Source organism: Rufibacter tibetensis (genome assembly GCF_001310085.1).
In the GTDB taxonomy this organism is placed as follows: domain Bacteria; phylum Bacteroidota; class Bacteroidia; order Cytophagales; family Hymenobacteraceae; genus Nibribacter; species Nibribacter tibetensis.
In genome coordinates this window covers 1,048,283-1,067,091 of sequence record NZ_CP012643.1, presented here as the reverse complement: position 1 = coordinate 1,067,091, position 18,809 = coordinate 1,048,283, and the positions used below count along the sequence as shown (strand labels likewise).

Below are 18,809 nucleotides of genomic sequence, written 5' to 3'. Positions count from 1 at the left end.
CACACAACCATAGATTAATCTCTGGCTCTTTGGTATTGAGCTGGCCATTCCAGTTCTACGCCTAGTTGTTTGGCAGCCCGCAGTGGGAAATAGGGGTCGCGGAGCAATTCGCGGGCGAGGAGCACCACATCTGCCTGGCCGCTGGAAATGATTTCTTCCGCTTCCTGCGCAGTGGTGATCATGCCCACAGCGCCAGTCATGATTTGGGCCTCTTTTTTGATTTTCTCAGCAAAACGAACTTGATAGCCAGGCCCTACAGGAATGCGTACTTTGGGTACGTTTCCGCCCGTGGAGGTGTCAATTAAATCTACGCCTTTCTCTTTCAGCAACCTGGCCAAAGCAACAGAGTCTTCTTCGTTCCAGCCATCTGGCGTCCAGTCAGTAGCCGAGATTCTTACAAACAGCGGATACTCTGCTGGCCAGACTTCCTGCACAGAATCCACTACTTCCAGAAGCAACCGGACCCGGTTTTCAAAGGAGGCGCCGTAGGCATCAGTGCGGTGGTTGCTGAGCGGCGAAAAGAACTCGTGCAGAAGATAACCATGGGCGCCGTGAATCTCTACCACTTTAAAACCGGCCTCTAAAGCTCGGGCTGCCGCCGCTTTAAAATCTGCCAGCACTTTCCGGATACCTTCCTGGTCCAGTGCCACAGGTGTGATGCCACCTTCCTGAAACGGAATGGCACTGGGCGCTACAGTAGTCCAGGCACCTTCTTCGCCGGGGTGCAGCGCGTTTCCTCCTTTCCAGGGGGCACGGTGGCTGGCTTTGCGACCAGCATGGGCTAATTGGATACCGGCTACTGAACCGTTTGCCTCCAGGAACGAGACAATCCGTTTCAGTTCAGGGAGGTGCTCGTCTTTCCAGATACCCAGATCATCTGGTGTAATGCGGCCTTCCGGCGAAACAGCGGTGGCTTCCAGTAAAATCAAACCTGCGCCACCCACAGCCCGGCTTCCCAAATGCACCAGGTGCCAGTCGTTTGCGAACCCGTCCTGGCTGGAGTATTGGCACATGGGAGAAACGACAATTCTATTTTTTAGCTGTATGCTTTTGATTTGAAGGGGAGAAAAGAGAGTGCTCATGGTTATGTTCTTTGGCAAAGTCATTCATACTTCTTCTTCTACCGAAGGGTTTGATGTAAAAGCTATTTTTAGAAGAGCGAAGATTTTGATACATTCCTTCAAATGACCTGTCTTTAAAGTATTTCAGAAGTAATGTAAAAACACATTAAGCAGCTATTATTTTGCTTGAGGAGAAGGTAAAGCCTTGTAAAAGAAACGCGCTACTCAGCTTTGGCGAAGTAGCGCGTTAGTGTTTTAAGAACTAAAGATTTTTGAGGTGAGTGAGCGAAGAGTTAAGACTTAAATTTTTGTGCTGTTATAATCATTAACTAAATCTAGGATATTTTTTAAAGCATACTTTCCATTTTTTATTTTTTCAACAATGTCTTCTCTGTCTTTAAATAGTTCTGCCGCTTCCCTTTTGAACTTACCAGTTTGCTCGTTAGCATAAGCGTATTTCTTGTTATCTTTTTCTACTATATAATTTATTAATTCAATAGCCCCTGGATTACTCATATTTCCATTCCCTACCCGTGAGTAAACCTTGTAAAGATTAACTGGTCCTTCTACCATGACTTCTGCAAAAGCTCTTTGGGCTGAAATATTCCAAATGCCAATTCTTAAGTTAAGGTTGTTAATGACTTTGAATGTTTTTCCATCTACAAAAAAGCTTGTGATTTCACCAACTCTTTTAAGGCTCCTTTTATCTTTGAGTTCTTTTTTGAAGCTAAATTTTTCATAATTATCATAAGAGAAATAAATGTATCCCTCTACTTTTCCTGTGTTACCAATATAATATCCCTGTTGATATTTTTCAGTGATGATGAAGTTTGGGTTCTTAAAAGAAGAAATCGAAAAGATTAGTAAAAGGGATAAAAATCTGGTTAAAAGTAATTTCACGCAGGTGTTATTTAAAGGGTGCTTAATCGTAGGAGTTTTGTTTTCAAAACTAATTAGAGGATAAGGGTGTCAGCTAATTAGTGTGTGTTCTTTGCTTTAATTAAAATGATACAGGAACGTGATGACACCGGTAAAAGCAGGCTTTTTGCTGTTTTCAATCTCCATGGTAACTTCTAAGCGAGCTTTGATGACGCCTCTCAGGTTTACGGCCGAAAGCAATTTTACCCGCAGGCGCAGCGCACTATCTACCGTTACTGCTTGGTTGAACCGTAAGCTCTCAATCTCATAGTTCACCTGCATCTTTAGGTTCTCAATGGAGATAATCTGACCCCACAGGTACGGCAGCAAGGATACCGTTAAGTAGCCGTGGGCAATGGTGCTCCCGAACGGCGACTCCGTTTTAGCCCGTTCTGCGTCCAGATGAATCCATTGGTGGTCCAGGGTGGCGTCAGCGAAGATGTTGATTTGCTCCTGGGTGATGGTATGGTAATCAGATACACCAATTTCAGTGCCTTCATACTGCTGCAGGTCTGCGAAACTGCGGATGATTATTTTGCTCATGAAAGTTTTTCGTGTTAAAAGGTACAATCCGAGGTGAAAAACAGGGGGATGTAGGGCTAAAGGTAAACTCTTTTCCTTGTTTGTGAAAGAGGGGAACCGCTAGCAGGGAAAACAACGCAAATACAGCCGGCGGGTTTCTTGAGAAACAGAGTAGGCACTTTTGACCTCCTTGAATAAACCCTTAGGGAAAAGAAAACGCCGGCTGAGTGAACCGGCGTTTAGGCAATGAATTTTAAAAACTGCTCTTAAATAGGAGTAGCCTCAGTGCTAATTCGCTTCCAAAATCTGGAACAGTTCGTCTAGTTTAGGAGTGAGGATGATTTCGGTGCGACGGTTCTTCTGGCGGGCATCTGCTGTTTTAGCAGCATCCAAAGGAACGTTTTCGGCCCGGCCCGAAGGCGTGATTTTAGTACCGGCCAAACCGGCAGAGGTGAGAATCCGGGTTATTTCCGTGGCGCGTAATACGCTCAGGTCCCAGTTGTCTTGCATCCCAAGGGTACCCCGGGCCACAGGTACGTCATCGGTGTGACCTTCTACCACTACGTTTACATCCTGCTGGTCTTTGAGAGCAGCGGCCAGTTTGCGCAAGGCATCTTGCCCTTTGGCGTCTACTTTGGTGGAGCCAGATTTGAACAGCAACTGCTCAGACAAAGACACATACACTTTCCCGTTTCTCACGTCTACTGAAAGGTCTTTGCTGTTGAAGCCCAGTAAGGCATTGCTTACCTTAGTACGGAGGGCGTTTACCGCCTTGTCTTTCTCCGCCAGAATACGCTCCAATTCGTTCAGGCGCTCTTCCCGTGATTTCAGGTCGCTGCTCAACTGGTCTAATTGAGAGCGGTTTTTGGTGAGCGTCTCATTAAGCTTCTTCAGTTCTTCCTCGCGTCGGGCTAAGTCTTTAGACAATTTGGATGACTCCAGCGCGCTGTTAGACATGAGGCGATCATGGTTTTTAATGAGCTTGTCGTAAGTGCTGCTCAGGTCGGCGTACACGCTTTGGCTCTTGCGGAGCGTGTTGCTCAGCAAAGAGGTGTCGGCGGCCAGTTGGGCACGGGCTTCGGTGAGTTCGGTTACTTGTTTTGAAAGGTCAGAGCGTTCTCTGGTGGTTCTGGAAAGGGCACTCTGGCAATCTGCTTTCTCGCGCTCCAGTTTTACTTTCTGAGCTAACAAAGCATTGTACTTCTTGGTAGTGGTGCAGGAGCTCAGCAGGCAGGTGCTTAAAAGGGCCACACCGGCATACCGGTAGAGGGAGTGTTTGAACATGACAGGCTAGGTAAAGTTAAAAATGCAAATTCTAGGGTTTAGTGGTTTCCCAACCAAAAAGCGTTGGAAAAGTAGTTGGGTTAGTCTAGGTAGAAATACCGTTGTTGGTCAAAGATAAGGGCTAGAGGTTCCCACCCAAAATGAAGGAACACGTTTTTGGATGCTTTTAGCCAAATTCTCTACAAAACGAAAGAAGCCGGACTGTACGGCCGGCTTCTTTAATTAATGCTGTTTCGTATTTAAAATTCCTTCTGGCAATAAATAGAAGAAATGGGTAAACTATACTTAGTTTGTCTGAATCAGCTTCAGGATTTTATCAAAGTTAGGAGCTAAAATGATTTCAGTGCGGCGGTTGCTTTGACGGGCTTCAGGGGTACGGGTCATGGCTACCGGGGTGTACTGTCCACGGCCGGCAGGTACTACCATTTGCGGCGGAACTCCGTTGTTGATAAGCAGACGCGTGATTTCTGTTGCTCTAAGCACGCTCAAATCCCAGTTGTCTTTGAAAGTGACGTTTGCAGAGGCTACGGCTACGTCATCGGTGTGGCCTTCGATGACAATCTCTGTATCGCGCTGTGATTTAATAGCGTTGGCCAATTTGCCTAGAGCAGATTGCCCGTTCGGGTTTACTTTGGTAGAACCAGAGGCAAACAGAAGTTTCTCTGGCATGGTCACATAAACTTTGCCTTCTCTAACGGCAACGGTCAGTCCTTGCTCTTTAAAACCGGCCAGGGCCTCGTTCACAGATTCTCTTAATTCATTTAAGATTCTTTCTTTCTGGGCAATTTGCTGCTGGTACTGGGCCAGTTTGGCATCACGGTCACGCAGATCAGCGTTGGCTTGTTCCAGGCTGCGCTGGGCAGTCGCTTTTTCTTGTTCCAGCGCATTTTTGCTTGCTTCCAGCTCTTTGTATTTCTTAGATGAGACACAAGAACCAAGAACGGCTACTCCTAAAACCAAGGCAGCGGCGGATGAGGCGAAACGTGTTTTCTTCATAGGGTTTAAGTTAAGGTATGGGTTAACGGTGACAAAAATAAGAGATCATTTTGAGAAGGCCGGCTCACAAATTTGACCTTGCCTAGCAAACGGACGCAAATAAATAATAATTGCCCACAGAATGCCAATTTAGTTGTCTGCCCTCGTAACGTACTGTAAATGCGTGCGCTAAGTTGAGAATTAATGAAAATAACCTTAGGTGCCCGAGGCGTACGCCTAAAACGGTGTTGCCTGTATTAGTTGGAAGTAAAACCTAACATGTGAATAGTTACATCAGAATCAGGATAAACCAAAGTGATTAATCAACCTGCTTTGCTTCCATTTAACTGAGGTTGAATGATGCATTTTTAAGAAGATCTGACGCCGGAAAGTTGCCCTGGCTTGTCATGGCTGTACATTTACCACAGTTTTCAGGAAAGGGCCCTAAAAGGGAGCTTCTGCCTGGCTTGCACGTATGTAGTATGCTTACCTTGAAAGAAAACGGTTTTAGAATTCATGATAACTAAAACCTATGGCTTTCATTCAAAGTACGTACACTTCTGAGAAGAAAAGGTGTGTTTTAGCCGGGGGTTAGGGAGCTACCTTTTCTTTTTTATCTTTGCACGTTCAAAACTAACTGCTTGCGGTTTCCCCACTGGAGGCTTCATTGTTGAAAAAAACCTTTAGAGCATCATATGGCTTGGTTTAAAAGAGTAGAAAAAGGGATCGTCACCCCAACGGAGCAGAAAAAAGAAACGCCGGACGGCTTGTGGCACAAGTGCCCCGAATGTAAGACCGTCATCAGCACCGCTGAGCATCGGCAACAGCTGTATACGTGTGCCAAATGCGATTTTCATGACCGCATCAATTCCCACGAGTACTTTGAGATATTGTTTGATGAGAACCGTTTCCAGGAACTGGATGAGAACCTGAGTTCTTCAGATCCATTGAATTTCGTGGACACGAAGCCGTACCCAGACCGTATTGTTGCCACCCAGCGCAAAACTAACCTGAAAGACGCCGTACGTACTGCCCACGGTACCATCAATGACCTTGATCTGGTGGTGGCCTGTATGGACTTCAACTTTATTGGTGGTTCTATGGGCTCAGTGGTAGGCGAGAAAATCTCCCGGGCCATTGACTATAGCCGCAAGCACAAAATCCCGTTTATGATGATCTCCAAGTCGGGCGGTGCCCGGATGATGGAGGCGGGCTACTCCCTAATGCAAATGGCAAAGACCTCGGCCAAACTGGCCTTGTTGTCTGAGGAGAAGGTGCCGTACATTTCATTATTGACCGACCCTACCACTGGGGGCGTAACTGCTTCCTTTGCTATGTTGGGAGATTTCAATATCTCTGAGCCGGGTGCCTTGATTGGTTTTGCCGGACCCAGGGTTATCAAAGAAACCATAGGCAAAGACCTGCCTAAAGGTTTCCAGAGCGCAGAGTTTGTATTAGAGCACGGCTTCCTGGACTTCATTGTGCACCGCAAAGAGTTAAAGCAGCGTATTGCAGACCTGATTACGTTGTTGCGCCCCGAGGAAACTTCGGCCGCTACAGAGACGGCCTCCAATCAAGCAGCCGTTAAATAAGGCTGTGCTTCAGAAATAAGCTGAAAAGACCTGTTCCTCTTAAAGGCGGGTCTTTTTTGGTTTTTATCTGGCACGATTATTATAGATGAGCATATAGATTGGAGACTATATCTGAACAATTTTTGAATAAATCAGTATGTATCTCCGTTGTTGAACTAAACCCAATCACATTACCTTTTTAGCTTCTTTTACACACAAAAAAAAACACTATGAAATTTTTGAAAGGAACATTCACCGCCATGTTAGTAGGGAGCTTACTTTTCTCTTCCTGCAAATCAAGTCAGACGGCTAGCACTCCAACTTCAACCACCCAGAAGAAAGGCATGAACAAAACCACTAAGGGCGGTATCTTAGGAGCTGGTGGTGGTGCTATTTTAGGTGGTATTGTTGGTAAAGCTACCGGTAACACTGCCCGTGGAGCCATCATTGGGGCTGCTGTTGGGGGTGCCACTGGTGCCGTGATTGGTCGCCGCATGGACAAACAAGCCGAGGAACTTGAGCGTGAAATGAAGAATGCTGAGGTAGAACGGGTAGGTGAAGGTATCAAAGTAACTTTTGATGCAGGTCTTCTTTTCGCTACTAACTCTGCTGAGTTACAGTCTTCTTCCAGAGCTGATATCCAGAAATTAGCTGAGACGTTGAAGAAGTACCCAGGCACCAACGTACTGATTGAAGGGCACGCCGATAATACCGGTACTGATGCCATCAACCAGCCATTGTCTGAGCGCAGAGCCCAGGCTGTTGCCAACTACGCTATCTCTTTAGGAGTAGAGCCTAACCGTCTTCAGACCCGTGGTTACGGTTCAACCCAACCAGTAGCTGACAACACAACTGCTGCCGGTCGTCAGCAGAACCGTCGTGTAGAGGTAGCCATCTTCGCTAGTGAAGAACTGAAGAAAGCTGCTGAGCGTGGTGAGATCAAATAAGAACTGAACATCATTTTCTTTGAAAGGCTAGCCGTTTGGCTAGCCTTTTTTATGTCCTAACAGTTTCATCCTTGACCCAAAGGAATTTTTTTAGGTGCTGAATTTCAGAAAATGGGTTGTAAACTCCTTTTTGAAGCGTGCACCAGAGCAACATAAGAAATTGCATTTTATGTTAACCTAAGGGCGTTTCTAGCGTTTAGGGAGAAAATCAATAGGAATAAGGAATGGACAAATTGATAAAATCACTCTTTCTCATGCTGGTGCTTTCTGTATTGGGCGCGTGCGAGCGGGTAAAAGACAAAGAAGCAGTGGCAGAGTTGCCCAACACCTCTGTAGAAGATACGCTGGTGCTTACGCCAGACACCTTGGAAATTGACACCGCAATGTCAGAGGCAGAGTATGCCAACAACATGGGGGAGGATGCTTCTACCTATGGCCAGGAAAGTTACCTTAATGATGCAGAAGCCTCAGATGCCACAACACAAAACAGCTCTGCCCCAGCAGCGGGGAACAGAACTTCTACTTCTTCCACCACCAGAACCGAAACAGCTTCTTCTGCCAAGACCAGTGCAGCTGTTACAGAAACTAAAACATCGGGAGCCACCGCTGCCAAAGCAAGCCCGGCAAAGAAGAAATATGTGCGGCCTACCCGGGTGCAGCTGCAACGCTCTCTGGCCATAGATGCCCGCCGGTCTAACAGAATGGATTTGCCTGAGTTGAAGAATTATTGGCTTAAGCGGCAGAACTACTACCGCCGTGCCTCTAAAGATGTGAAGTACGTAGCCGGTGATACTAAAATCAAGATCTCAACCGAAGAAACTAAAATTGAAACGCCCCGCGGTAAGGTGAAGATTGAAGGAAACGACATCAAAATCAAATATGACGATTGATCTCCTCAGCAGCCTTTAAGACACTTTCGCCTCTGATCTGTTTCAGGTCTATTTTATCAAAAATAGGCCTAAAACGAATCAGAGGCGTTTTTCTTTCCGGCGAGTGAAACCTACGGCTGACATGGTGATGAGAGCACCTAGTAAAGCAACGGCAATGTCTTTCTGCGCATCCCAGATGTCGCCCTGTGTACCTAAAAAAGCCATTCCGCGGGCCGGGAAAAATATATCGGCCACGGCCCACTCCATTAATTCATAAAAGGCTCCCATGCTTACCGTTAATTCAACTGGTAAGGCATACGTGAAAAAAGGACGCATTGGGGTTACTCGCTTAAAGACCTCGTGCATAGGATACGCTAAAAAGAACCCAAACCCAAAATGTACCAGCCGGTCATAGTGGTTGCGCTCTAAATCCAACTGCTCTTGCACCCAGAAGCCAAAAGGGTTCAGTGCGTAGTTATGCTGGCTTCCGTACACGTGCAGCATCAAGTACAGGAAGATGCAGGTGTAACTGAAATCTGAAAACCGGAAGTGCTTGTAAAAGGCTACCAGAAAGATGATGGCCGTAAAAGTGAGCGTGTTCTCCAGCCACCAGTTTTTGGGATCTGAGGAAGTAAAGCCGGTGTAAGTCCAGAACAACCCAAAAATGACAACATAGGCAATTAGCAGCGGACTTTGACGAAAGTGAGTATGCTCTTTATCTGTTGCGAAGGTGAAGGTCATGCAGAAGTAGTTCTTAAAAGGCTTTTAAAGAAAACCCAGTGGCGTAGAAAATCCGCAGGGAAGCTGCGGACGGATTTCTATTGATACTTTGTAAGGATGATAACCAATTGTTGATGGTTTTGTTAGTTCACAGCTTCCTGCAACCTGGCTGGTAACATGAGTTCCGGCTGATTGAACACCAAGGGCAACGGGTTGTCAGTAGGGTTCTTTAAGGGGTCACAGTGGTAGCCGTAAATTTGGTAATCCTGCGCCAATGGAATCAGCTTTTTATAATAGGTATGGGCAATGTTTTCCTCAGAAAAGGTGATATCGTGGTAAATGGTGGTGGCTTTGGGAGGCATTCCGCGTAAATAGGCGAAAAGCGCATCTGGCTGGCCAAGATCACCAGAGTAGACCACCCGGTCTCCGTCTTCTTCCTCAAAAATGAAAGCGTAGGATTGTAGTTTTTCGGCGTGCAGGCCAAAAGTGTCAAGGGCGATGATGCCGGGCACCTCAGAAAGGGGCGCAAAGTCTACATACTGTTCCGGCTTTTGAAGCTGGAACCGCAGAAATTCATACAACTCATCCCGGAAATCATCATCGGGGTACAGGATGGTAGGACGGCAGTGGGTGTTAAAGTAATAGCAGTGTAGCAGTATGTTGGCTAAGCTGCCAGTATGGTCATTATGCAGGTGCGTAAGCAGAATGTAGGTAATGCCACGGGTAAGCTGATGTTTCCGCAGGGTGGGGTAAACGGTGAAGCCACAGTCTAATAAGATAGTCTGGTCTTTGAATTCTACCAGTGCTGCGGAGTTTCCATAGTCTATGTCAAAAGCTCCGCCTGTCCCTAAGAATTTAAATTTCATAGTTGTTTAGTAATACGTATGACCATTCTTGATGCACTAAGGTGATAAGGGTTCTTGACATAAACTTTACTATCGGGGGCTCGTTTAGGGGAAAAAGTAAATGACTATGGCTGAAGCACATCAGCAACTTACTCCCGCAGAAAAGATATGGCAGGTTCATATACGATTGAATGAAGTTTTCGGCCATCTTTCCGGTTATCCGCGCCGCGACCCCATGCGCGAACTTATTTCCACCATGCTGTCGCACCGGACTACGCATGCCAATGAGGAGAAGGCTTACTTTCAGATGCTGGAAAAATTTCCTACCTGGGAAGCTGTCATGGATGCCCCGGTAGAAGAACTCACCCAGGCGTTAACCCCAGCGGAGTTCCCGGGCGCCAAAGCTGTTAATATTCAGAAGGCGCTTCGCCTGATACAGGCAGAGCGGTCAGACTTTTCACTTGATTTCCTGAACGACCTGGACGTGCCCGAGGCCATGGCCTGGCTTATGTCTTTGCCTGGGGTGGGGCTGAAAACCGCTACGTTGGTGCTTTTGTTTAATTTCCACAAGCCGGTGTTTCCGGTAGACACGCACGTGCACCGCATCAGCCAGCGGGTAGGCCTCATTGGCGTCAAGGTCACGCATGACAAAGCGCACCAGATTTTACTGGACATGTTGCCCAAAGATGCCCTAGTGCTCTATAACCTGCACCGCCACATGCTCAAACACGGACAGAAAATCTGCACCTGGAATTCCCCCAAGTGCGAGGTGTGTGTGCTTCAGAACATTTGTAATTATTACGCCGATGTTCGGTTGAAAGGAATAGACAAGTAATTCTGTTTTAAGTCTAATTTCAGGAAAGGAGCAAAAAAGAACTTCCCCTTTTAAGGTGCTTTCCAAAGTGAAACTGCTCTTGTTGTTTCTCACAGGGGGAGTCCAATTTCATCACGCCCTATTTCCAGATGGAATGCGTACCTTGCATCTGCTCTGGCATCTGTTTAAAAGAAGAGAATGCGCTTAATCCATCATCCAGTTCTGGCCAATTACTACGTGACGTACCGCTGCAATGCCAAATGCTCCTTCTGCGACATTTGGGAGAAGCCGTCTCCGTACATCCAGCTGGAGGATGTGAAACAAAACCTGGCCGATCTGCGCAAGCTAGGCGTGAACGTAGTGGACTTTACCGGTGGCGAACCCTTGCTGCACCGGCAAATTGACCAGTTCCTGGAGGAGGCTCAAAAATTAGGCTTTATCACCACTCTCACCACCAATGGGCTGTTGTACCCTAAATGGGCTGAGCGCCTCAAAGGCAAGGTAGACATGCTGCACTTCTCGCTGGATTCCGCGGATAAAAACGAGCACGACACCGGCAGGGGAGTGGCCTGTTTTGATTTCGTGCTGGAATCCATAAAAGTGGCCAAAAGCCTAAGCGAACGGCCTGATATTCTGTTTACGGTTTTCAAGCACAACCTACACCAGATAGAGCGGGTGTACCAGGAGATCTGCCTGCCTAACAACCTGATGCTGTTGTTGAACCCGGCGTTTGAATACAACCAAGTTGAAACCGGAGAGCAGCTTTCTGAGGCGGAGCTGGGTTACCTGGTCAAGTTCAGTAAGCAGAAATGGGTGTACTTGAACGAGGCTTTTGTAAAGCTTCGGAAAGACGGCGGCAACCACATTGACAAGCCTGTCTGTAAAGCGGCCAGCACTACCCTGGTCATCTCGCCTGAAAATGAGTTGGTGCTACCTTGTTACCATTTGGGTGCCCAGAAATTTCCCATCTCTGGCAACCTCCTGGCACTTTACAAATCAGAAGAGGTTAAGAAACTGATAGCGTTGGAAGGCCGATTACCTGCCTGCGAGGGCTGCACCATCAACTGCTACATGCAACCCAGTTTCGCCGTAGAAATGAACAGCTACTGGTGGAAAGCCTTGCCCAGTACCTTGAAATATAACCTTAGAAAAGGTACCTGGAAGCGCATGCTTTCCTGAAGATTTTGCCTGCAGATCTCCACTTGATGTCTTAATATCAGAATTCTGCCCTATAATCTAGGTGATTTCCTCTTTTATTTTCTCTACCTTTTGTCCCAAATCCCATCAAATTAGACTGCTAAATCCATTCACACTATGCCTGTCATTCTGCCCGTTAAAGGAGTTCACCCTACCATTGGAAATAACTGTTTCATTGCCCCCAACGCCACCATTGCCGGAGATGTGGTGCTGGGCGACCAGTGCACCGTTTGGTTTAACGCCGTAGTGCGCGGCGATGTAAACCTGATCCGCATTGGCAACAAGACCAACATTCAGGACGGGGCTGTCATTCACTGCACCTATTTAAAAACCGCTACCATCATTGGCAGCAACGTGAGCATTGGGCATAACGCCATTGTGCACGGCTGCACCATTGAAGACAATGTACTCATTGGCATGGGTGCCATTGTCATGGACAACGCCGTGGTACAGGAACATTGCATCATTGCCGCCGGGGCAGTAGTTCTGGAGAAAACTCTGTGCGAGCGTGGCTTCATCTACGCCGGAGTACCCGCCAAAAAAGTAAAAGCCCTTACGCCAGAGCAAATCTCAGGCATGGCCCAAACCGCCGATAACTATGTGCTGTACGCCAGCTGGTTTCAGGAAGGAACGGGTGAGGGTTCCTGATTCTGGCCTGGTTTTCAGAAAGCAGGTAGAAAGTGTAAAATACAGAGGTAGAGGTGCAGGTATAAGGCTAATAAACAGAACGCACTCTGGTCATGGTCATGCGGTAGTTGGCACAATTAATATAAACTAAATTCACGCAAAAATGTGGGTCGTTTTAGCGGTAATGGTTGCATTTAGCTTGGGCTTGATGCTATATGACAAAAAACATTTCTATAAAATCAGAAGCAGTTCTGAGATATTACAGGCTGAAGTAATTGAATTTAGGTGGGAAAGGGGGCCGTTTAGGAATGATTACACAAAACTCTGTTATTCATACGTAAGGATATTACAAGAGAGAAATGTTGGTCTAGTGAAACTCAAATACGCAAACAACAAATCTGAACCTTTTGAGATTGGTGAGGTGATCGATGTATTTTGGCACAATAACTCATTGTTATATTATCGTGCTTTTGACACTGGATGGATGAAGTTTATTCCAGTATTACGAGAAGAATAAAGCTTGCCAACATGGCGTAAACGGCAACATCGTCCGACGTTCTCCGCCACCGCTTGCACGAGGCAGTTGTGGGGTATAAGAAGCAAAAGACGCAAGCTTGCAAACTCCCTCATGAACCATGCTAATAAGTAGGGGTCACTAGATGAAAAATAAGTGGTTATGTCTTTTTATTTTGTTTTTAGTTTTTCTTAATGGCTGCAAAAAGAAAGAGCAGAATAATAAGTCAAACTATGACGAAATTATAGTTCAGGAGGGCTTTATAGTTAAGACAGTAGAAAGTTTAACAGGATCAAATAATTGGTATTTCGTTTCAGCCAAGGATATAAATAAAAGTGACTGGCTAGGTGATTTTAAAACGAACAACTTAGGTAATGGCTTTTGGTTTCATCCTATAGGGCATGATAACTTTCCAGTGTCATTCATAGAAAAGCATATGGATACGCTATCCTTGCCGAAGCCTTCTGTTGAAAAGGTCTATACTGCCCAACTTGTGCTGTTTCCGGTTAGAATTGAATATAAGCTAAAACCAAGGTTTCGAGACAAGCAGCCAAGAAGTGAATTTGTGCAGAATGTTGGAGGTCGTGAATTAAGGTTCGGTTTCAATAGCTTGCCAGTGAATATTCAAAAGATGACTCCCCTAGTAGAGCCTAAGAGGGAGATTACAGAGTGTAAGTGCGAGCTAAAGGAAGATGATGTGAACGGCTACCTATACAAAGTGTGCATTTACCTCAAAGAACAGGAAAGTAAGTACTCTGATGTTCCTTGTACTTATGGAGTAAGAAATATTGTAGCAGATACGCTGGACGGAAGAAACGTGATAAGGGTAGATTTGAACTGCTGCTATTTAGGGGATAGGGCATACTTTGACCCTGCAACCAAAGAATTAATAGACTTTAGTTATGGAGCTATGTAGTATATTTTAGCCATAAACAGCTTAACTAAATCAGAAATAGAATTACGTCACCTAACAGTTGCTTTAGTGCATAAATCCTCCAAAGCCAAGCCGGTGTGTGCATTCAAAATATGAAATTTGAGGATTTTGAGAAAAGGGAGATAATCTTTGAAAGTATTTGGAAAACAATTGCGTTAACTATTACCTCAGGACTTTTCGTTTTTTCAGCCATTGCTTTTGTAGATAGAAAAGAAAGTCCTTTTAGCTTCTGGACCACATTATTACTATTTGGTTTCGGTGTTATAAACGGACTTTATCTGTTGTTCAACCCAAAGACGCTCTTTATTAGGCCAGCTAGCAAGCTTGCAAAAGAGTATGGAGAAGTAGACTACCAAAAAAGGTATAATAATTTAGGTGTCTTTGATTATCTGGACAATGGCTTTGTAGTAACCATTGAGGAAGAGGATCTGGCTTTGAGCTGGAGTGAGTTGAATACGATAGTGGCTTACAAACAAGACCTGTACACTTATGATGTAATTTGCTTGGATGTATTTACTATACATGGACAAAGCTTTAATATAAATGAGGACACACCAGGTTGGTTTCAATTCTTAGAAAGATTGAACAAAACTTTCCCCTCCATTGACAAAGGCTGGCAGAAAGAGGTTTCTATTCAATCATTTGAAACGAAACTGACTCTTTTGTATGACAGGCAGAACAGAGATTTAGAAAGAGTGATTGAGGAGTACTATAAAAAATAAAGAAGAATGCCCCCATATAGTGCTAGGCTGTCACCTGTTGGTCGGTGGCTTAACACAATGCTTATATAAATACGTTACCTGCACGCTTGAATAAATGGAATTCAATCCGCCTATAAAAGAAAGGGAAACTGAAGACCTTCTCGAAATCGTTTGCTTTCCTAATTCCTGGCAACTTGAGGCTGTAGAGCAAGCCAAAACAGAGTTGAACAAAAGAGGGATCAGCTTGGAGGAACAGCTCCAATGGCTTGAAAAATATAACTGGTATCTAAAGGTCGAGCTTCGGGGTGAAAAGAGAAAAAGGGCTTTAATGCGCTACAATCCGGTTGAACTAATTCTCATGTTCTTTCAGCTCCCTGGTACCATTTTATGGGATTGGAATCTTAAACGCGAAGGATATCTCAGGATGCATAAACAGTGGTTAAGGGTTATTGCATTAAGCCTTTTCTTTTATGCTTGCATATTCCTCTCCATCTTCACACAAAAGTCTAAATCTGATGAGGCCTGGTTGAAAGAGATCCAGGAGCAAGATATATCAGAGTGGGAAAAAAGTTATTATGGGGAGGTTAGAGACAGCACAATAAAAAAGAAAGATAGTAGGTAACAATGTCTAAACGGCACCTTAGACTAACCGCCCTGTGCGTCGCTTTTTGCAAGCTAAAGAATAAGAGAAGTCACCTTCAATTGAGATGAAGAACTATCACAAAGTAGTGCTCGCAATAACATCATTATTTCTTTTTACTTACTGCGGAGACAGCAAGCCTGCTCCAGCAGAGTCTATTACAATCTTAAAAGGAAATGTGCCTACTGTTTTGGCAGAAACTACTGCTTCAGAGAACCTAATAGTAGAAAACCAGAATGAAGGTGAGCCAAAACCATCTAGCTATACTGCGACGTGCCTAGAGGAAGAGGAAAAGAATCCTGAATCTGAAGATCCCATCATAATCAGAACCTGCACTTATAGAAATTACAAAACCATTACTACAGGAACACCTGACTTCAAAGGTCGCTACAGTTATAGAAATAGCCTCTTCAAATTAGAAAAGGGTGAATACAAGGTGATAGACAATTCATCGCTCTTTAACCAAAGACAAGATGATTTGCTTAAAAGGATAAACGAGAAAATAAAAGCAAACTACCTGGTGTACTTAAAAGACCCAGAATCAAATGAGTGCTTTGAGGGAGTGGAGCCAATCCGTGATTTCAAGATAAATGAACTAAGAATTGACTTTGAAGCTAACCAGCTTGTTTTCCATGCAGAGTTTGAGCTTTCAGGTGCATGTTTTAATGTTGGTGGAACATCAATTCCGTTTAAACTACAGGAAATTGACCCGTATATAAATAAATAGAAAACGTCTTACTCATTTGTATAAACCATAGTTCGGGAACCTAATTTCAGGAGTTTTTCAGAAAAAGAGTTTTAAAAGGAAAGTAGTAATGTACTTGCCAATTTATTCTTAACATCAGCAATAGAATGAAAATTTGTGTAGCTCAGACAAGACCTGTCACCGGAGATATCCAGCGGAACATTGAGGCGCACAAAAAGCTCATTGATCTGGCGGTCTTAATGAAAGCAAACACCATCATTTTCCCGGAGCTTTCTTTAACCGGTTATGAACCAACCTTAGCGAAAACCTTAGCCACACACCCAGAGGATAGCAGGTTTAAGGACTTCCAAAAAACTAGTGATGCCCATCAGCTCACCATTGGTGTAGGTGTACCTATCAAACATAAGGCGGGCACCTGCATCAGTATGGTGCTGTTCCAGCCAAACCAAGAGCGGAAAACGTACTCAAAGAAGTACCTCCATGCAGACGAAGAACCGTACTTTATCCCGGGGCAAAACGTCTCAGATTTCCTTGGAGACCATCACGGCATTGCATTGGCTATTTGCTACGAACTTTCGGTTCCGGCGCATGCAGAGAATGCCTTCGCGAAAGGAGCCAACGTTTACCTGGCCAGTGTGGCTAAATTTGAAAACGGAATTGATAAAGCCACCCAACGCTTGTCACACATTGCCCAAACTTATGGCATGACCGTGTCCATGGCTAATTCAGTAGGCCCTGCCGATGGCTAGGAATGTGCCGGTAACTCCTCTATCTGGAATAACAAGGGCGAACTCTTGGGGCAACTGAACTCCACCGTTGAAGGTATACTCATGGTAGACACCCAAACCCAGGAGGTAGCAGAAAGAATCCTCTAAAGCTACCTGCTCATTGGGTTTTCTCCCTCCTCTAGCAGGGAAGTTCATAGTGTGGAAGGATACCAGAACAGATGAGAGGAATGATAGTTTCTATTTTAAAAGCAACAGTATTATTGTATGCAGGGGTTTGCGCCCTTTTGTATTTCATTCAGGAGAGCCTCATCTTCTTTCCTGAAAAACTAGGTAAAAATTTCAGGTTTACGTTTGACCAGCCTTTTGAAGAAATAGGCGTGGAAACAAAAGACAACGTGCTGCTCAGCGCCGTCTTGTTTAAAGCCGCCAATCCCAAAGGAGTAGTTTTCTACCTGCACGGTAATGCAGGTTCTATCCACTCCTGGAGCGACGTGGCCCCCATCTATACCGCCCTGGAGTATGACGTTTTCATGCTTGATTACAGAGGATACGGCAAAAGCGAAGGCAAAATCAGAGGCGAGAAACAGTTCTACCAGGACATGCAAGCTGCGTACGATCTCCTGAAAACCCGCTATAATGAGAATGACATTGTGGTGCTAGGCTACTCCATCGGGTCCGGACCTGCCGCCAAAATTGCTTCAACAAACAAACCCAGGTTGTTGATCCTGCAGGCGCCTTACTACAACCTCAAAGACCTCATGCGGCATTACTTTCCCGTGATCCCAACGTTTGTGTTGAAGTACCCCTTTGAAACAAACAAGTTCATTCAACAATGCACCATGCCGGTGGTAATCTTCCATGGCGAGGAAGATGAAATCATCTATTACGGTTCATCGCTGAAGTTGAAAAAGCTCATGAAGCCCGAAGACACCCTCATCACCCTGAAGGGGCAGACCCACAATGGTATGAGCAGCAATCCGGCCTATCTAACAGAACTGAAGAGAATCCTCCAGCGGTGAATTGGAGCAGATTTCAAGTTGTTCACGCTTCAGGTACATAGTATTATTTTAATGTCTTGTAACGGTGCCGGGTCATGTGCGTAGTAGGCAATGACTCAGCCAAGGAATGTTGATGCTGGTGCCTGCACCGTCTGTCAACAGGTGAGCGGGTTGGCGTTTCTGCTGCCTTTTCCTGATTACCGCGCCAAACCCTGGGCCGTTCACCCGGCCAAAAGAGATGCTAAGAAATAAACTATGATAGAAGCAGTTAAATTCTGGAACGAACCAAACAACAAATCACACTGGGCGTACGAGATTGATCCGGACTGGAAGATCTTCTCCGAAATGGTGAAACTAGGCGCCCAAGCCTGTAAAGCCGAGAAGCCAGACGTTCTTCGCGTGTTAGGTGGTATTTCGCCCATTGACCCCAATTTCATCATCAAGTTAAAAGACCAGGGAACCTTAGATGACCTCAACGCCGTGGCCGTACACGGTTTTCCGCTGGATTGGAACCTTTGGAGCATCCATGAGTGGCCTGACAAGATCGCCGAGATTGAAGCCGTAACCGACTTGCCCGTGTGGGTAACCGAAGTGGGTATTTCGTCCTTCGGGGCCGAGGAAGTGCAGGAGTTCGGACTTCAGAAAACGGCCGAGTTGCTCATGGGCCGCGTGGACCGCATTTTCTGGTACAGCCTCTATGATTTGCCGCAAGCCTGGGAAGCCACCACGCGCCACCGCGAAGCCGAAGGTTCTTCGTACTACCGCCATTTCCACATGGGCTTGCTGCGCGAAGACGGATCTCCTAAACTGTCTCATAAATACTTTTCAGATTACACCCCAGAAATGGGCATCTGCCAGTGGTTCCACTTTGAAGACCACCGCTTAGATGCCGCCGTGCAGCACCTCCGGGACTTAGGCGTGAAGAAGCTGCGTACCGGCTTGAGCTGGGCCGATTGGCTCCGTCCGGATGCGGAAAAATGGTTTGACCACGTCATGAAAAAGCTGGATGAGTTTGACGTAACTGCTACGTTCTGCTTTACCCCAGAACACAAAGGCCTACAGCCGCACCACACCAGCCCACCCCAAAACGTAGAAGAATTTGCAGATTTCTGCGCGCTTATGATGCGTAGATACGCTTAGTTCTTTCAAATACAAGTCTAAAGCATCTCTGTTTAGCGCTCGTTTTACTTAAAACAAGGCCTAAACAGAGATGCTTCTTTCTAACATTCCACCCACTA

Annotated in this window: 23 protein-coding genes; 15 read left to right on the top strand and 8 right to left on the bottom strand. The window is 45.6% G+C overall.

All coding sequences use genetic code 11. The features are described from left to right. Positions 1-14: 14 nt before the first annotated feature. The 5 genes from namA to DC20_RS04125 all read right to left on the bottom strand — a co-directional run bounded on the left by namA (position 15) and on the right by DC20_RS04125 (position 4,781). Positions 15-1,082, bottom strand: a complete 1,068-nt coding sequence (gene namA / locus DC20_RS04145) for an NADPH dehydrogenase NamA (RefSeq protein WP_071885376.1) — start codon at positions 1,080-1,082, stop codon at positions 15-17. Positions 1,083-1,361: 279 nt separating this feature from the next. After that, complete coding sequence (locus DC20_RS04140; RefSeq protein ID WP_062542682.1) at positions 1,362-1,961, bottom strand: hypothetical protein; 600 nt, start codon at positions 1,959-1,961, stop codon at positions 1,362-1,364. 96 nt (positions 1,962-2,057) lie between these two features. Further along, positions 2,058-2,522 (bottom strand): MaoC family dehydratase, encoded by a 465-nt coding sequence (locus DC20_RS04135; RefSeq protein WP_062542681.1) that lies wholly within the window; start codon positions 2,520-2,522, stop codon positions 2,058-2,060. Between the two features lie 267 nt (positions 2,523-2,789). After that, entirely contained in the window at positions 2,790-3,785 is a 996-nt protein-coding gene (locus DC20_RS04130) for an OmpA family protein (RefSeq protein WP_062542680.1), read from the bottom strand. Positions 3,786-4,070: 285 nt separating this feature from the next. Then, positions 4,071-4,781 (bottom strand): OmpA/MotB family protein, encoded by a 711-nt coding sequence (locus DC20_RS04125; RefSeq protein ID WP_062542679.1) that lies wholly within the window; start codon positions 4,779-4,781, stop codon positions 4,071-4,073. A gap of 674 nt (positions 4,782-5,455) precedes the next feature. Between DC20_RS04125 and accD the strand changes: the two genes are divergently transcribed. The 3 genes from accD (at position 5,456) to DC20_RS04110 (ending at position 8,168) form a co-directional block, all read left to right on the top strand. Beyond that, positions 5,456-6,352 carry an acetyl-CoA carboxylase, carboxyltransferase subunit beta gene (accD, locus tag DC20_RS04120; RefSeq protein ID WP_062542678.1) on the top strand — a complete coding sequence of 299 codons (897 nt, stop codon included), beginning with the start codon at positions 5,456-5,458 and terminating at the stop codon, positions 6,350-6,352. Between the two features lie 209 nt (positions 6,353-6,561). Beyond that, a complete protein-coding gene (locus DC20_RS04115; protein ID WP_062542677.1) occupies positions 6,562-7,278 on the top strand; it encodes an OmpA family protein in 717 nt (238 codons plus the stop codon). A gap of 224 nt (positions 7,279-7,502) precedes the next feature. Beyond that, entirely contained in the window at positions 7,503-8,168 is a 666-nt protein-coding gene (locus DC20_RS04110; protein ID WP_062542676.1) for a hypothetical protein, read from the top strand. Positions 8,169-8,246: 78 nt separating this feature from the next. On the opposite strand, the gene DC20_RS04105 is transcribed toward DC20_RS04110, so the two are convergent. Both DC20_RS04105 and DC20_RS04100 read right to left on the bottom strand, forming a co-directional pair. Then, a complete protein-coding gene (locus DC20_RS04105; protein ID WP_062542675.1) occupies positions 8,247-8,888 on the bottom strand; it encodes a DUF2238 domain-containing protein in 642 nt (213 codons plus the stop codon). Between the two features lie 122 nt (positions 8,889-9,010). Beyond that, positions 9,011-9,733, bottom strand: a complete 723-nt coding sequence (locus DC20_RS04100) for an MBL fold metallo-hydrolase (protein WP_062542674.1) — start codon at positions 9,731-9,733, stop codon at positions 9,011-9,013. Positions 9,734-9,839: 106 nt separating this feature from the next. On the opposite strand from DC20_RS04100, the gene DC20_RS04095 reads away from it, so the two are divergent. From DC20_RS04095 to DC20_RS04055, 9 genes are all read left to right on the top strand, one after another. Continuing rightward, a complete protein-coding gene (locus DC20_RS04095; RefSeq protein WP_062542673.1) occupies positions 9,840-10,547 on the top strand; it encodes an endonuclease III domain-containing protein in 708 nt (235 codons plus the stop codon). Between the two features lie 177 nt (positions 10,548-10,724). Then, entirely contained in the window at positions 10,725-11,705 is a 981-nt protein-coding gene (locus DC20_RS04090) for a radical SAM protein (RefSeq protein ID WP_062542672.1), read from the top strand. A gap of 135 nt (positions 11,706-11,840) precedes the next feature. Then, the gene (locus tag DC20_RS04085) at positions 11,841-12,371 is read left to right on the top strand and encodes a gamma carbonic anhydrase family protein (protein WP_062542671.1); all 531 of its coding nucleotides are present in this window, start codon (positions 11,841-11,843) and stop codon (positions 12,369-12,371) included. A gap of 142 nt (positions 12,372-12,513) precedes the next feature. After that, the gene (locus DC20_RS23050; RefSeq protein ID WP_062542670.1) at positions 12,514-12,867 is read left to right on the top strand and encodes a hypothetical protein; all 354 of its coding nucleotides are present in this window, start codon (positions 12,514-12,516) and stop codon (positions 12,865-12,867) included. A gap of 142 nt (positions 12,868-13,009) precedes the next feature. Next, a complete protein-coding gene (locus tag DC20_RS04075) occupies positions 13,010-13,780 on the top strand; it encodes a hypothetical protein (protein WP_062542669.1) in 771 nt (256 codons plus the stop codon). A 110-nt stretch (positions 13,781-13,890) separates the two neighbouring features. Then, positions 13,891-14,520, top strand: a complete 630-nt coding sequence (locus tag DC20_RS04070) for a hypothetical protein (protein WP_062542668.1) — start codon at positions 13,891-13,893, stop codon at positions 14,518-14,520. Positions 14,521-14,614: 94 nt separating this feature from the next. Next, positions 14,615-15,121: a hypothetical protein gene (locus DC20_RS04065; RefSeq protein ID WP_062542667.1), complete on the top strand. Its 507-nt coding sequence runs from the start codon at positions 14,615-14,617 to the stop codon at positions 15,119-15,121. A gap of 85 nt (positions 15,122-15,206) precedes the next feature. Continuing rightward, positions 15,207-15,866 (top strand): hypothetical protein, encoded by a 660-nt coding sequence (locus DC20_RS04060; RefSeq protein ID WP_062542666.1) that lies wholly within the window; start codon positions 15,207-15,209, stop codon positions 15,864-15,866. 125 nt (positions 15,867-15,991) lie between these two features. Then, the gene (locus DC20_RS04055; protein WP_245652298.1) at positions 15,992-16,594 is read left to right on the top strand and encodes a carbon-nitrogen hydrolase family protein; all 603 of its coding nucleotides are present in this window, start codon (positions 15,992-15,994) and stop codon (positions 16,592-16,594) included. Here the strand turns inward: DC20_RS04055 and DC20_RS23340 are convergent. Next, positions 16,571-16,768, bottom strand: a complete 198-nt coding sequence (locus tag DC20_RS23340) for a hypothetical protein (RefSeq protein WP_245652297.1) — start codon at positions 16,766-16,768, stop codon at positions 16,571-16,573. The two genes, DC20_RS04055 and DC20_RS23340, sit on opposite strands and share 24 nt — an antisense overlap. A 32-nt stretch (positions 16,769-16,800) precedes the next feature. Here DC20_RS23340 and DC20_RS04050 point away from each other — a divergent pair, with 32 nt between their 5' ends. The 3 genes from DC20_RS04050 to DC20_RS04045 all read left to right on the top strand — a co-directional run bounded on the left by DC20_RS04050 (position 16,801) and on the right by DC20_RS04045 (position 18,711). Then, positions 16,801-17,592 (top strand): alpha/beta hydrolase, encoded by a 792-nt coding sequence (locus DC20_RS04050; RefSeq protein ID WP_245652296.1) that lies wholly within the window; start codon positions 16,801-16,803, stop codon positions 17,590-17,592. Positions 17,593-17,682: 90 nt separating this feature from the next. Continuing rightward, complete coding sequence (locus DC20_RS22780; protein WP_157593043.1) at positions 17,683-17,823, top strand: hypothetical protein; 141 nt, start codon at positions 17,683-17,685, stop codon at positions 17,821-17,823. Between the two features lie 3 nt (positions 17,824-17,826). Further along, the gene (locus DC20_RS04045; protein ID WP_062542664.1) at positions 17,827-18,711 is read left to right on the top strand and encodes a hypothetical protein; all 885 of its coding nucleotides are present in this window, start codon (positions 17,827-17,829) and stop codon (positions 18,709-18,711) included. Positions 18,712-18,809: the final 98 nt, after the last annotated feature.